Source organism: Pseudomonas sp. 22082 (assembly GCF_052046055.1).
Taxonomy (GTDB): Bacteria; Pseudomonadota; Gammaproteobacteria; order Pseudomonadales; family Pseudomonadaceae; genus Aquipseudomonas; species Aquipseudomonas pharyngis.
On record NZ_JBQEQB010000016.1, the window covers coordinates 100,116 to 113,515 of the forward strand.

At 61.5% G+C, this 13,400-nt stretch carries 12 protein-coding genes; 2 read left to right on the plus strand and 10 right to left on the minus strand.

Annotation, left to right across the window (positions count from 1 at the left end):
- From ACTJK9_RS19060 to ACTJK9_RS19100, 9 genes are all read right to left on the minus strand, one after another.
- A complete protein-coding gene (locus tag ACTJK9_RS19060) occupies positions 1-810 on the minus strand; it encodes a MetQ/NlpA family ABC transporter substrate-binding protein (protein WP_440815455.1) in 810 nt (269 codons plus the stop codon).
- Positions 811-877: 67 nt separating this feature from the next.
- Positions 878-2,230 carry an LLM class flavin-dependent oxidoreductase gene (locus ACTJK9_RS19065; protein ID WP_085611211.1) on the minus strand — a complete coding sequence of 451 codons (1,353 nt, stop codon included), beginning with the start codon at positions 2,228-2,230 and terminating at the stop codon, positions 878-880.
- A complete protein-coding gene (locus tag ACTJK9_RS19070; protein ID WP_085611210.1) occupies positions 2,230-3,423 on the minus strand; it encodes an SfnB family sulfur acquisition oxidoreductase in 1,194 nt (397 codons plus the stop codon). Before ACTJK9_RS19070 ends, ACTJK9_RS19065 begins: the two co-directional genes overlap by 1 nt.
- A gap of 38 nt (positions 3,424-3,461) precedes the next feature.
- Positions 3,462-4,703, minus strand: coding sequence for an SfnB family sulfur acquisition oxidoreductase (locus ACTJK9_RS19075; protein ID WP_039764545.1), 1,242 nt, complete (start codon positions 4,701-4,703; stop codon positions 3,462-3,464).
- Between the two features lie 265 nt (positions 4,704-4,968).
- A complete protein-coding gene (locus ACTJK9_RS19080) occupies positions 4,969-5,733 on the minus strand; it encodes a hypothetical protein (RefSeq protein WP_085611209.1) in 765 nt (254 codons plus the stop codon).
- Between the two features lie 456 nt (positions 5,734-6,189).
- Complete coding sequence (gene tcyN, locus ACTJK9_RS19085; protein ID WP_064382730.1) at positions 6,190-6,939, minus strand: L-cystine ABC transporter ATP-binding protein TcyN; 750 nt, start codon at positions 6,937-6,939, stop codon at positions 6,190-6,192.
- A gap of 4 nt (positions 6,940-6,943) precedes the next feature.
- The gene (gene tcyL, locus ACTJK9_RS19090; RefSeq protein ID WP_007952735.1) at positions 6,944-7,609 is read right to left on the minus strand and encodes a cystine ABC transporter permease; all 666 of its coding nucleotides are present in this window, start codon (positions 7,607-7,609) and stop codon (positions 6,944-6,946) included.
- The gene (gene tcyJ, locus ACTJK9_RS19095) at positions 7,609-8,409 is read right to left on the minus strand and encodes a cystine ABC transporter substrate-binding protein (protein ID WP_064592710.1); all 801 of its coding nucleotides are present in this window, start codon (positions 8,407-8,409) and stop codon (positions 7,609-7,611) included. The genes tcyL and tcyJ overlap by 1 nt, the downstream gene beginning before the upstream one ends.
- 245 nt (positions 8,410-8,654) lie before the next feature.
- The gene (locus ACTJK9_RS19100) at positions 8,655-9,659 is read right to left on the minus strand and encodes a D-cysteine desulfhydrase (RefSeq protein ID WP_085647938.1); all 1,005 of its coding nucleotides are present in this window, start codon (positions 9,657-9,659) and stop codon (positions 8,655-8,657) included.
- 190 nt (positions 9,660-9,849) lie between these two features.
- Here ACTJK9_RS19100 and epsC point away from each other — a divergent pair, with 190 nt between their 5' ends.
- Positions 9,850-10,776 carry a serine O-acetyltransferase EpsC gene (epsC, locus tag ACTJK9_RS19105; protein ID WP_007952730.1) on the plus strand — a complete coding sequence of 309 codons (927 nt, stop codon included), beginning with the start codon at positions 9,850-9,852 and terminating at the stop codon, positions 10,774-10,776.
- Between the two features lie 289 nt (positions 10,777-11,065).
- A complete protein-coding gene (gene betT, locus ACTJK9_RS19110; RefSeq protein WP_172829513.1) occupies positions 11,066-13,027 on the plus strand; it encodes a choline transporter BetT in 1,962 nt (653 codons plus the stop codon).
- Positions 13,028-13,051: 24 nt separating this feature from the next.
- On the opposite strand, the gene ACTJK9_RS19115 is transcribed toward betT, so the two are convergent.
- On the minus strand, positions 13,052-13,312 hold the full coding sequence (locus tag ACTJK9_RS19115; RefSeq protein ID WP_007952727.1) for a hypothetical protein: 261 nt from the start codon (positions 13,310-13,312) through the stop codon (positions 13,052-13,054).
- Between the last annotated feature and the right edge of the window lie 88 nt (positions 13,313-13,400).

The window sequence follows — 13,400 nt, forward strand, 5'->3', positions numbered from 1 at the left end:
TCAGCTTTCCCAACCGGCCTGGTACAGCTTGCCGTGGGCCTTATCCAGTGCGGCGCGCACGGCCGGCGAATGCTGGTAGATGTCGACGAACTTGATCAGGCGCGGGTCGGTCTTGCTCTTCGGCTGGATCACGAACTGAATCACGTATTCCTTGTGATCGAGGCCGTCGAACAACAACGCGGAGCCGGCGTCGAAAGTCTTCGCCAGACGGATGTAGGCCGGGTAGCCCTGGACCAGATCGGCGTCATCGTAGGCGCGCACCAGTTGCACGGCTTCGACTTGCAGGATCTTGATCTTCTTCGGGTTGGCGACGATGTCGTCTTCGGTAGCCTTGTAGCCGACGCCCGGTTTGAGGGTGATCAGACCGGCCTTGGCCAACAGTTGCAGGCCGCGTCCGCTGTTGATCGGGTCGTTGGCGATGGCGACGCTGGCGCCTTCCGGCAGCTCGTCGAAGCTTTTGTATTTCTTCGAGTACAGGCCGACGTTGTTGATGATCCCTGGCGCGAACGGCACGAGGTCGAAACCGGAGGCGGCCTTGGCGTTTTCCAGGAACGGGATGTGCTGGAAGTAGTTCACGTCGATGTCACCGGCGGCGAGGCTGACGTTCGGTGCGATCCAGTCGGTGAATTCCACCAGCTCGACTTTCAGGCCCTGTTTGGAGGCCTCTTCGACGGCGGCTTCCAGCGGAATCGCGAAGGCGGCGGTGGTGCCGATTTTCAACGGGGTATCTGCGGCGAACACCGCCGAGCTGAACAGGCCGAAGGCCAGGGCCAGTGCTTTGACTGGGTGGGACAGGAGCTTCTTGGTCATGGTGGTTTTCCAGTCAGTGAAATTAGCCTGATTCCCACGCCGAGCGTGGGAACGATGAGTGCCTGGGTTAGTGTCGGTAGTGGGCGCCGGTGTGTTGCGGCGGCAGGTGCGCTTCGCCGTGAAACAGTTTTTCCCGCAGGCTGCCGGTGTCGTACGCGGTCTTGTACGAGCCGCGCCGTTGCAGTTCCGGAATCACCAGATCGATGAAATCCACATAGCTTTCCGGGGTGACGATGCGGGTCAGGTTGAAGCCGTCGAGGCCGGTTTCGGCGATCCACGATTCCAGTTCATCCGCCACTTGTTGCGGCGAGCCGACCACCGTGATGTAGCGCCCGCCCAGAGCGTGCTGATCGAGCAACTTGCGCCGGGTCCAGTCGTTGTTCTGCAGGTTTTTGGTGGCGGACTGGATGGCGTTGCTCTTCACGTACTGGATCGGTTCGTCGATTTCGTACTGGGAAAAGTCGATGCCAGTGGACGCCGAAAAATGCGCCACGCCCGCTTCGGCGCTGGCGTAGCTCAGGTATTCGGCATGCTTGGCCCAGGCCGCTTCCTCGGTCTCGCCGACGATCACATTGAGGCCCATGAACACCTTGATGTCCTCAGGATTGCGACCCGCTTCGACGGCGCTGGCGCGGACCTTGTCCACCTGCACCTTGGTCGACGGCTTGTTCTGGCCGCTGATGAACACGCACTCGGCATGCCGCCCGGCGAACAGCAGACCGCGATCCGAACTGCCGGCCTGGAACAGCACCGGCGTGCGCTGCGGCGACGGCTCGCACAGGTGATAACCCTCGACCTGATAGAACTCGCCCTTGTGTTCGACCTTGTGCACCTTGTCCGGCTGCGCGTAGATCCGCTGCTGTGGATCGTTGAGCACCGCCCCGTTTTCCCAGCTGCCTTCCCAGAGTTTGTAGAGCACTTCGAGGTACTCGTCGGCCTGGTCGTAACGCCGGTCGTGCTCGACCTGTTCGCTCAGGCCCATGGCCTTGGCGGCGCTGTCCAGGTAACCGGTGACGATGTTCCAGCCCACCCGTCCACGGCTCAGGTGGTCGAGGGTCGACATGCGTCGGGCGAACAGATACGGCGGCTCGTAGGTGAGGTTGGCGGTCAGGCCGAATCCGAGGTTTTTGGTCACCGCGGACATCGCCGATACCAGCAGCAGTGGGTCGTTGACCGGCAGTTGGATCGACTCTTTCAGGGTGACGTCCACCGAGTTTTGATAAACGTCGTACACGCCGACGATGTCAGCGATGAACAGCCCGTCGAACAGCCCGCGCTCCAGCAGTTGCGCCAGTTCGGTCCAGTACTCGATGGTCTTGTACCGGGTCGAGGTGTCGCGGGGATGCGTCCACAACCCGTGGTTGATGTGGCCGATGCAATTCATGTTGAACGCATTGAGCAGGATCTTTTTCTTGCTCATCAGATGGTCCCTCGCAGCGGAGGGTTTTCATCGTTGAGGTAGTAATTGCCGACCGCGTGATATTTCCAGCGCACCGGGTCATGCAGCGTATGTACCCGGGCGTTGCGCCAGTGGCGGTCGAGGCCATGCTCGCTCAGTGTGGCCTGGCTGCCGGCCAGTTCGAACAGGGTGCTGCCGGCGGCCAAGGAGATTTCGGTGCTGATCGCCCGTGCTTCGGCGACGGCAATCGAGGCCGCTGCCACCGTCTCGGCGTTGGTCTCGGCCTGGGCCGCGTCGAGGAATTCGCCGGCGCGTTCGAGCAGCGCTTCGGTGGCGTGCAGGCGAATACTCAGGTGGCCGAAGCTCTTGAGGGTCAGCGGGTCTTCGGTGGCCTTGTCGTTGCCCGAATCGATCCATGGACGGGTCTTGCTGCGCACGAAGTGCAGCGCATCTTCGTAGGCGGCGCGGGCGATGCCGGTGTCGATGGCGGCGTGAAGGATCTGCGCCAGCGGGCCGACCGGGGTCGGGCGCTCGAAAGCGCTCTGGAACGGGATGACATCTTCGGCGGCGACATACACGTCTTCGAACACCACCGAACCGCTGCCGGTGGTGCGCTGACCGAAGCCGCTCCAGTCGTCGATCACGGTCAGGCCTTTGCTGTCGCGCGGGACGAACGCCAGTTGCTGCACGCCGTTTTCATCGACCACGGACGTTGGAATGCGTTGGGCGTAAATGGCACCGGTCGCATAGAACTTGCGACCGTTGATGCGATAACCGCTGCCGTCGCGTTCGAGGCGGGTGACCCGGTCGTGGGCGGTCCTGGTGCCCAGTTCTGCCAGGGCATTGCCGAAGCGCTGGCCGGCGAGGACTTCGGCGTACAGGCGTTGTTTCTGCTCGTGGCTGCCATTCACCCGAAGCACTTCGAGGGCATAGAAATGGTTCTGTGGAATCTGCCCGAGCGAGCCATCAGCCCGGGCGATCAAAGCGATGACTTTGGCCAGGGTCACGTTGGACACACCGGCGCCACCGTACTCCTTGGGCACGCTGATGCCCCACAGGCCGGAGCGGGAAAATACGTCGAGTTCCGGCAGCGGCAGGCGGCGTTCGCGGTCACGCAGGTTGCTGTCGCGCTGGAAATCTTCGGCCAGGTCGCTGGCGACGATCAGGGCTTGCTCGTCGCTGGTGATGACCGCAACGGGATGGGAAAGAGTCATGTGTTTCTCCAGAGATCTGGTCAAAAGTGTTCGGGTCGTCAGATCCAGGAATGGCGAGCTGGCAACTTGCCGTTGAGGCGATAGGCGCCGACCGCGTGGTACTTCCAGCGCACCGGGTCGTGCAGGGTGTGCACCCGGGCGTTGCGCCAGTGACGGTCGAGGTTGAATTCGGCGAGGGTGGCGCGGCTGCCGGCCAGTTCGAAGAGTTTTTCGCTGGCCAGCAGCGAGATCTCGGTGGTCAGCACCTTGGCTTCGGCCACGGCAATCGAGGCGCGGGCGGCGGATTCGGCGGTCAGTGGCGCGGCGTGCACCTGATCCAGCACCTGCCCGGCCTTGCGCAGCAGCGCTTCGGCGGCGTGCAGTTCGATTTTCAGTTTGCCGATGTCGGCGATCACGTAGAGGTCATCGCTGGCCCGTTCGACGTTGGCGTCGATCCACGGCCGGGCGCGGGTCTTGACGAATTCGATGGCGTCATCGATGGCGCCACGGGCGATGCCGGCGTCGATCGCTGCCTGAATCAGCTGCGACACCGCGCCCTGGGTGTTGGGCTTTTCGTTGATCTTCCAGTTGTCCACCACGAGGCCGGCGTCGACCCGCACGTTGTTCAACAGGATCGTGCCGCTGGCGGTGGTGCGCTGGCCGAAACCCGACCAGTCATCGACGATGCGCAATCCCGGCGTGCCGCGACGGACGAAGGCCAGCACTTGCTTGCCGTCATCGTTGAGCGCCTTGACCGCGACCCAGTGTGCGAACAGGGCGCCGGTGGAGTAGAACTTCTGGCCATTGATCACGTAGTCATCGCCGTCGGCGGTGATGCGCGCCTTCAGTTCCAGGGTGTCCTTGGTGCCGCGTTCAGGCCCGGCGTTACCGATGCGCCAGCCTTCGAGCACGCTCTGCAGCAGATGCTTTTTCTGCTGCTCGGTGGCGCTGCCGAGGATCAGGTTGATGATGCCGAACTGGTTCTGCGGGATCTGTCCCAGCGCCGGGTCGGCGGCGGAAATGATCGCGAACACCTCGGCCAGGGTGACGAAGGAAACCTGCGGGCCGCCGTACTCGCGCGGAATCGCGATGCTGCCGAGGCCACTGCGGGTGAACTGTTCGATTTCCGACCATGGCAGCTTGCGCTGGCGATCACGTTTGGCGGCCTGCACGCGGGCGACCTGCGCCAGCTCATGGGCGGCCTTGATGGCTTGAGCGTCGTTGCGCAGCACTTGTGCGGGCAACAACAGCGGGGCGATGTCCAGGTCACTCTGGACGTTTGCGTCTGCCAGACTGGACATCAGTGCCGCTCCTTGGCTGCACGCAATGCCCTGGCGATCTGCACTGGGGTGATTGTGTTCCGGACCATGCTACCTACCTCACATCTCATGAAAAACGCCGCAAAGTGCGGCGAACGAAAGAATGTCCGGTGGTCCGGTGTATATACCCTAAGCGCGTATAAAATTTAAATAAACTAACTTTTAGGAATATGTATAGAAGGGGGTGTGGTCTGGCTGGTTAAGCGTGCGGCGACGAGGGACGGCGTCCCTCATCGACCGTTTTGGCTCATTTCTTTTGTGGCTCTGCCGCCTTCAGCGTTTCCTTGAGCGGCACCTTGAGGTAGGGATTCACGCAACCGATCTTCAGCGTTCGCGGCGGTGCCCAGCGCGAGTTGTTGCCGACCCGGTCGAGGATGCAATAGGTCACGTCCAGACGCAGATCCTCGCCGGCCTCGGTGATGACTGCCGGCGGCACCCAGACCTGAATCGGCTTGCCGATATCGGCAGGGGTGATGCGTGCCAGATCCATCCGTACATCGCCCCAGCGCAAGGTGATGGCATCGCCTTCGGCCATGTTCAGATACGGCTCGATAGTCAGTGGCACGCCGCGTCTGATCTGGTTCGCGTTGACGCCCTGACGGCGAATGGTCTCGGGCAGCGTCACCGGTGCCAGTTGCTGGTTTTCGTCGCCACACAGCGCTGGAGGCTGTCCTCCGGGGCAGTCGAGCTTGACCGTGACCCGCGCCGCCGCCGACAGCGATGGCCCGTGCCCCACCCGCATGACCCGATAGTGGATGCGAGACGAGCCGCTGGCGATGAAGCTTTCCGGCACTCGCAGACTGATTGGGGCCGCGACGTCCTGTGCTGTCAGCAGGTGAGAGGCGACATAGCAGTTGTTCCAGAACAGTTCGATCAGGTCGCCGGTGTCCATGTCCGGATAAGGCGGCACATCGACCAGCAGATGAGCCGCTGCCGCGAGGTTGATGCCTTTGTTTCGGGATGGCGCCAGGCTCGGCGCGGCCAGTTCGGGAATGTGCGAAGTGCGGGTCATGAAATCCTCTCCTTGAAGCCTTGCAGCGAAATCCGTTTCTGAAAGTTCAAATGGCGTGAATTGCCTGGTAATAAAAACAGGGTCGTTCGGCCATTCGTTATCGGGTCTTGGTAATGTTGTGGGGCGCGATGAGTGACTAGATAAAAGTTCGCTGAATGGCGTGTCAACGGACAGGGTTAGTTAATTGGAGAATTACGGATTTATCAGAAGCTTCCTACGCAGATAAGGCACTCTACCTATTCTGCATGGCGAATCGAGCCACAGCTTTTGCCGGATTTTATCGTTCTGTCGTCGGTCGGTTTGTACAGCTGGGAATTTGGAGGGGGCGAACTTTAATCGCGGCGAGACTGTTGCAGGACATATATATGTAATGCAGTCACTTGATTAATTTTTTAGTGGGGAGGGCGTAAGCGAAACTTCCATCCATGGAAGTTTGTATTCCGGAAAGTTTACAGGTCAGCCGTTATTTCTGAACTTGCTGAGGAACTGTCGAGTGCGTTCTTCTTTCGGATTGGCAAACAACGCTTTCGCTTCACCTTGTTCGACGATCACGCCTTTATCGAAAAACACCACGCGGTTGGCCACGTCACGGGCGAACGCCATTTCGTGGGTGACGATCACCATGGTGCGTTTCTCCTCGGCGAGGCCGCGGATGGTCGCCAGCACTTCACCCACCAGTTCCGGATCGAGGGCCGAGGTCGGCTCGTCGAACAGGATCACTTCCGGCTCCATCGCCAGCGCCCGGGCAATCGCCACGCGCTGTTGCTGGCCACCAGACAGGCGCCGTGGGTAGGCGTCTTCCTTGCCCGCCAGGCCAACCTTGGCCAGCAGCTTCTTGCCCAGGGCAATGGCTGCATCGCGAGGCGTCTTCTTGACCACGATCGGGCCTTCGATGACGTTTTCCAGGGCGGTGCGGTGCGGGAACAGGTTGAAGTTCTGGAACACGAAGCCCACATGCTGGCGCAGGTTGCGCACCAGGCTCTGCTGCTGGTTCAGCGGGCGGCTGGTATCGATCTCGATCTCGCCGACCTTGATCCGGCCGCTGGTGGGTTCCTCGAGGAAGTTCAGGCAACGCAGGAACGTGGTCTTGCCCGAGCCGCTGGGGCCGATGATTGCCACGACCTCGCCTTCCTTCACCTCCAGATCAATGCCGTTGAGCACGACTTGACCCTTGAACTGCTTTGTCAGTTTTTCCACGACAATCATGGGGTCAGGACTCCTGGTCGTGCCGATTGACCCGCTCTTCCAACTTGTTCTGGAAGTGCGACAGCACCGTGGCCAGAATCCAGTAGATCAGCGCGGCGGCAAGATACATGGTGAAGACTTCGAAAGTCCGGGCGGTAATCAGCTGCGCCTGACGGAACAGCTCCGGCACCTGGATGGTGGCGGCCAGCGCGGTGTCCTTGACCAGCGAAATGAAGCTGTTGCCCAGCGGCGGCAACGCCGTGCGCATCGCCTGCGGCAGGATGGCCCGGCGCAGGGTCTGCGCGCGGGTCATGCCGATGCTCGCAGCGGCTTCCCACTGGCCGCGTTCAATCGAGCCGATCGCGGACCGCAGGATTTCACAGGCGTAGGCGGCCATGTTCAGCGAGAAGCCGATCAGCGCCGCCGGCAGCGGGTCGAGTTCCATGCCCAATTGCGGCAAGCCGTAATAGATCACGAACAGTTGCACCAGCAACGGCGTGCCGCGAAAGAACGACACGTAGATGCGGGCCAGCCAACTGACCGACTTGAAACGCGACAGGCGCATCAACGCCAGGCCAAAGCCCAGCAGCAGGCCGAAAAACATGCCGCCGAGGCTGAGGATTACCGTGTAGTAAGCGCCCTTCAACAGGAAGGGCGCGGAGTCCAGTGCGAGTTGGAAAGCTTCTTCCATTATTGGGTGACGTCAGCGTTGAAGTATTTCGTGGACAGCTTCTCAAGGGTGCCGTCGGCACGCAGTTCGTCGAGGGCCTTGTTCACGGCGGCCAGCAGTTCAGGCTCGCCTTTGCGCAGGGCAATACCGGCTTCCTGACGCGAGAAGGCTTCACCGGCGGCGACGGTTTTCGGCGCTTTCTTGGCGTATTCCAGCGCAGCCAGACGGTCGATCAGGATCGCGTCGGTACGGCCGTTGTTCAGGTCGGCGAACTTGGTCGGATCATCGTCGTAGGTGCGCACGTCGGCACCCGGCACGTTGGCGCGGACCCACTGTTCGTAGTTGGTGCCCAGGCCCACGCCGACTTTCTTGCCGGACAGGTCGGCGGCGGATTTGATGTTCAGCGCGGCGGCCTTGTCTTTCAGTACCAGCGCCTGAATCCCGGAAACGGTGTACGGCTCGGAGAAGTCATACTTCTTCTTGCGCTCGTCGGAGATGGTCACCTGATTGACCACGACGTCCAGACGCTTGGATTCCAGTGCCGCGAGGATGCCGTCCCATTTGGTCGGCTGAATCTTGGCCTTCACGCCCAGCTTCTTGGCCAGGGCTTCGGACAGTTCGACTTCGAAACCCGACAGCTTGCCGTCGGCATCGACGAAGCTGAACGGTGGGTAAGTGCCTTCCAGGCCGACGTTGATAACGCCTTTGTCCTTGATCTGTTGCAGTTGTTCACCGGCAACGGCGCTGCTGATCAGACCGGCGCTCAGTGCCAGGCCCAGCGAACCTACCAGCAGATTTCGACGTAGTGCGGAAAGAATCATGACAAGCCCCTGTGTTTTCTTATGGAAGACGCTTAAGGAAAGTTGGCGAATCCGGGAATTGGACGACAGCGCTATCCTGCCTTAAAGCGGCTTATGCGTCTCTCGCGAAATTCGCCTGCGGCGAGACTATATGACGGTTCTTTTAGAATGGAAAATAATGAATTTTCTGTTTGTTATTCATCTTTGGAATATGTGTTTTTCGTATTCCGGGATGCATTCCCACGCAGAGCGTGGGAACGAGCGCGTCAGAGAAAATCCTTGTACGCAAACAACGCCGGGGCGCCGCCGGTGTGCAGAAAGATGATCGGGCCGTCGTCGAAACGCCCGCGACCGATGCCGTCGAGCAACCCGGCCATGGCCTTGCCGGTGTAGACCGGATCGAGCAGCACGGCGTCCTGACTCGCCAGCAGTTTCACCGCCGCCAGTGTCCCGGCGTTCGGCTCGCCGTAGCGCGGGCCGAAGTATTCGTCCCACAACTCGACCTTGAAGCTGTCCGGCAGCGCCACACCCAGCAGGTCGGCGGTGCGTTCGGCCAGACCCTGAACTTTCGGGCGCTGGTCTTCTTCGCTGCGCGACACCGTCACGCCGATCACCGGCAGTTGTGGCAGGGCTTCACTCAACGCCAGCGCCAGACCGCTGTGAGTGCCGGCACTGCCCGAGGCCAAAACGACGGCGGAAAATTGCAGCCCGGTGTCCTTGATCTGTTCCGCCAGCTCCAGACCGGCGCGCACGTAACCCAGCGCGCCGAGGGCGTTGGAGCCACCGATCGGCACCAGATACGGCTTCTTGCCGTTGCTGCGCAGGCGCACGGCGAGGGCGGCCAGTTGTTCGTCGGCGTTGTCGAGGTTGTCGACCAGCTCTACCTTGGTGTCGAACAGGTCCAGCAGCAGGCGGTTGCCGTTGCCGGTGTAGTTGCTGTCGTCGGTGCCCAGTGGATTTTCCAGCAGCGCTACGCAACCCAGGCCCAGTTTGGCGGCCAGCGCGGCGGTCTGGCGAACGTGGTTCGATTGCAGTGCACCGGCGGTGATCAGGGTATCGGCGCCTTGGGCGAGGGCATCGGCGGCAAGGTATTCGAGCTTGCGCAGCTTGTTGCCGCCCATGGCCAGCGGCGTCAGGTCGTCGCGTTTGATGTAGACATCGCGGCCGAGCCAGGTGGACAGACGCTCGAGCTTTTCCAGTGGGGTCGGTTGGCCGAGCAGGTCGAGGCGGTTGAAGCGTTGCAGCTGTTGTTTGATCGGTTGTGTGGACATGGTTCCGTACTGGCGGAGGAAGATCACCGGACTATAGGCACGCCGATTTACCGGGGCAACCGTCAATCGCTTATAGCCAAATGTGCTTAGTCCAGCACTATCGGTTCTTAATTCGCGCCCGTGGGCTTGCCGTAAAGTAGTCGCCGTTGACGCGGCCAGACAGTCCGGCCGCCCGTGAGGAGTCTTTACCGTGAGCGAGCGTTCCAGCCATTGGCAATTGCAGACCATCGTCAGCCAGCTGCGTACCGCGCGGGATCAGTGGCGGGCACAAAATGGCCGTGCTTCCGGCGAGCAGGGCGGGCGCGAATTGCCGTCCCGCGATGCGATGGCGCAGATCCTTGAAGCCCTGTGCGGCGCACTGTTTCCGATGCGGCTGGGGCCGGTGGATCTGCGTGAAGAGAGCGAGGATTTTTACGTCGGTCATACCCTCGATGTCGCGCTGAATGCGTTGCTGGCCCAGGCACGACTCGAGTTGCGTTACGTCGCCCGTCACAGCGCCCAGGCTGACACTGAAGTCGAGGCACAGGCGATCAGGATCATCCAGGATTTCGCCCTCGCACTGCCGGGCCTGCGCAGCCTGCTCGACACCGATGTGCTGGCCGCCTACCACGGCGACCCGGCGGCGCGCAGCGTCGATGAAGTGCTGCTGTGCTATCCGGGGATTCTGGCGGTGATTCACCATCGTCTGGCCCACCATTTGTACCGCGCAGGCCTGCCGCTGCTGGCGCGGATCAGCTCGGAAATCGCCCACTCGGCGACCGGCATCGATATTCATCCGGGCGCGCAGATCGGCCGCAGTTTCTTCATCGACCACGGGACAGGTGTGGTGATCGGCGAGACCGCGATCATCGGCGAGCGCGTCAGGATTTATCAGGCGGTGACCCTCGGCGCCAAGCGCTTCCCGGCGGACGAGGACGGCCAGTTGCAGAAAGGCCATCCGCGCCATCCGATTGTCGAGGACGACGTGGTGATCTACGCCGGAGCGACGATTCTCGGGCGGATCACCATCGGCAAAGGCTCGACCATTGGCGGCAACGTCTGGCTGACCCGCAGCGTGCCGGCCGGGTGCAACCTGACCCAGGCCAACCTGCAGCATGATGACGGGACGCAGAAGTAATTTTTTCTATCTGATCGTTCCCGCGCAACGCGGGAACGATCGTCCTCGCCACAGCGTCATACCCCCTCTTGAGCTAGCGTACGAAAAGTACCGCTGAGCCCTGCGATTAGTCCTTGGCGCGCTATCCATGTTTAACTTGAACGTTCATTCAAGTTAAACCGGCGGTTCGCTGCCCGCTCACAACAGGAGGCTTGCCTTTGCTGAGTCCGATCATTTCAGCCATTTCCCAACGCCTTGAGGTGCACCGTTCATGAGTGCATCGTCCACCCCCGCCAGCGGTCTGGTGCGCATGAATCCGCCGGTGTTCTGGTTCGCCGCGACGGTGATTCTGCTGTTCGGCCTGACCGTCATCGCCATGCCGGAACAGGCCGGCGCCTGGCTTCTCGAAGCGCAAAACTGGGCGGCCAACACGGTCGGCTGGTACTACATGCTCGCCATGACCCTGTATCTGATCTTCGTGGTGGTTACCGCGTTGTCGGGCTACGGCAAGATCAAACTCGGTGCCGACCACGACGAACCCGAATTCAGTTACCTGTCCTGGGCCGGCATGCTGTTCGCCGCCGGGATCAGCATCACGCTGTTTTTCTTCTGTGTGTCCGAACCGTTGACCCACATGCTCCAGCCGCCCCAGGGCGAGGCCGGCACGGCGGACGCGGCGCGTCAGGCGATGCAGATTCTGTTTCTGCACTGGGGCCTGCACGGCTGGGGCGTGTTCGCTTTCGTCGGCATGGCGCTGGCGTATTTCGCTTATCGGCACAACCTGCCACTGGCCCTGCGTTCGGCGCTGTATCCGCTGATCGGCAAACGCATCAACGGTCCCATCGGCTACGCGGTGGACGGCTTCGGCATTATCGCCACGGTGTTCGGCCTCGGTGCGGACATGGGCTTCGGCGTGCTCCATCTCAACTCCGGTCTGGACTATCTGTTCGGCATCGCCCACACCCAGTGGATTCAGGTCGGCCTGATCACGCTGATGATGGGCGCGGCGATCATCGTCGCCGTCTCCGGCGTGGATAAAGGTGTGCGGGTGATGTCCGACATCAACATGCTGCTGGCCTGTGCGTTGCTGCTGTTCGTGTTGTTCGCCGGCCCCACCCAGCATTTGCTCAACACCCTGATCCAGAACCTCGGTGACTACCTCGGCGCGTTGCCGATGAAGAGTTTCGATCTCTATGCCTACGACAAACCGAGCGACTGGCTCGGCGGCTGGACGGTGTTCTACTGGGCCTGGTGGATTGCATGGTCGCCGTTCGTGGGCCTGTTCATCGCACGGATTTCCCGTGGCCGGACCATCCGCGAATTCGTCTTCGGCGTGCTGCTGATTCCGCTGGGTTTCACCCTGGCGTGGATGTCGATCTTCGGCAACAGCGCCATCGACCAGGTGCTCAATCACGGTATGACGGCACTGGGCATGTCGGCCCTCGACAACCCGTCGATGACCCTTTACCTGCTGCTGGAGACCTATCCGTGGAGCAAGACCGTCATCGCGGTGACGGTGTTCATCAGCTTCGTGTTCTTCGTCACCTCCGCCGACTCCGGCACCGTGGTGCTCTCGACCCTGTCGGCGAAGGGCGGCAACCCGGATGAAGACGGGCCGAAATGGCTGCGGGTGTTCTGGGGTGCGATGACCGCGCTGGTGACCAGTGCGCTGCTGTTCTCCGGCAGCATCGATGCGTTGAAGTCGGCGGTGGTGCTGACCTCGCTGCCGTTCTCGATGATCTTGCTGCTGATGATGTGGGGCCTGCACAAGGCGTTCTATCTGGAGTCGCAGAAGCAGATCGCGCAGCTGCATTCCCTGGCGCCGGTCTCCGGTTCACGGCGTGGCAAGGGCGGCTGGCGTCAGCGTTTGAGCCAGGCTGTGCACTTCCCGTCGCGCGACGAGGTGTACCGCTTCATGGACACCACGGTAAAACCGGCCATCGAAGAAGTGACGGCCGTGTTCGCCGAGAAAGGCCTGAACGTGGTCACCCAACCCGATCCGGCGCACGACAGCGTCAGCCTGGAAATCGGTCACGGCGAGCAGCACCCGTTCATCTATCAGGTGCAGATGCGCGGCTACTTCACGCCGTCGTTCGCTCGAGGCGGGATGGGTTCCAAACAGCTCAACAATCGCCGCTACTACCGTGCCGAGGTGCACTTGAGCGAGGGCAGTCAGGATTACGATCTGGTCGGTTACACGAAAGAGCAGATCATCAACGACATCCTCGACCAGTACGAACGGCACATGCAGTTCCTGCATCTGGTGCGTTGATCGGGGCAGGGCGCCGGGACGCTTTCAGGTCTCGGCGCTCAGCACCATGAACAACACCATCGCCGCCAGCGGCACACCATACACGGCGCTGCCGATCGCAATCTCCGACCCCAACGGCTGCCCGGCGTGGACCACGCCGACCGCACCATTGATCACCGTCAACGCCAGCCACAACGCCGCGAAACCATAGGCCAGCGTCTGCCGACTGAAGCCGATGCGCTCGCCGATGTAGAACATCAGCGCCAGCAGGATCAGGCCGAAGAAGATGATGATTGCGGTGTGCATGGGGAGGCCTGCGGCATAGTCGGTGTTTGGTCGGGCGCCTTCGCGGGCAAGTCGAATCGTCGCACCGCCGCTCCCACAAGGGTTCTGT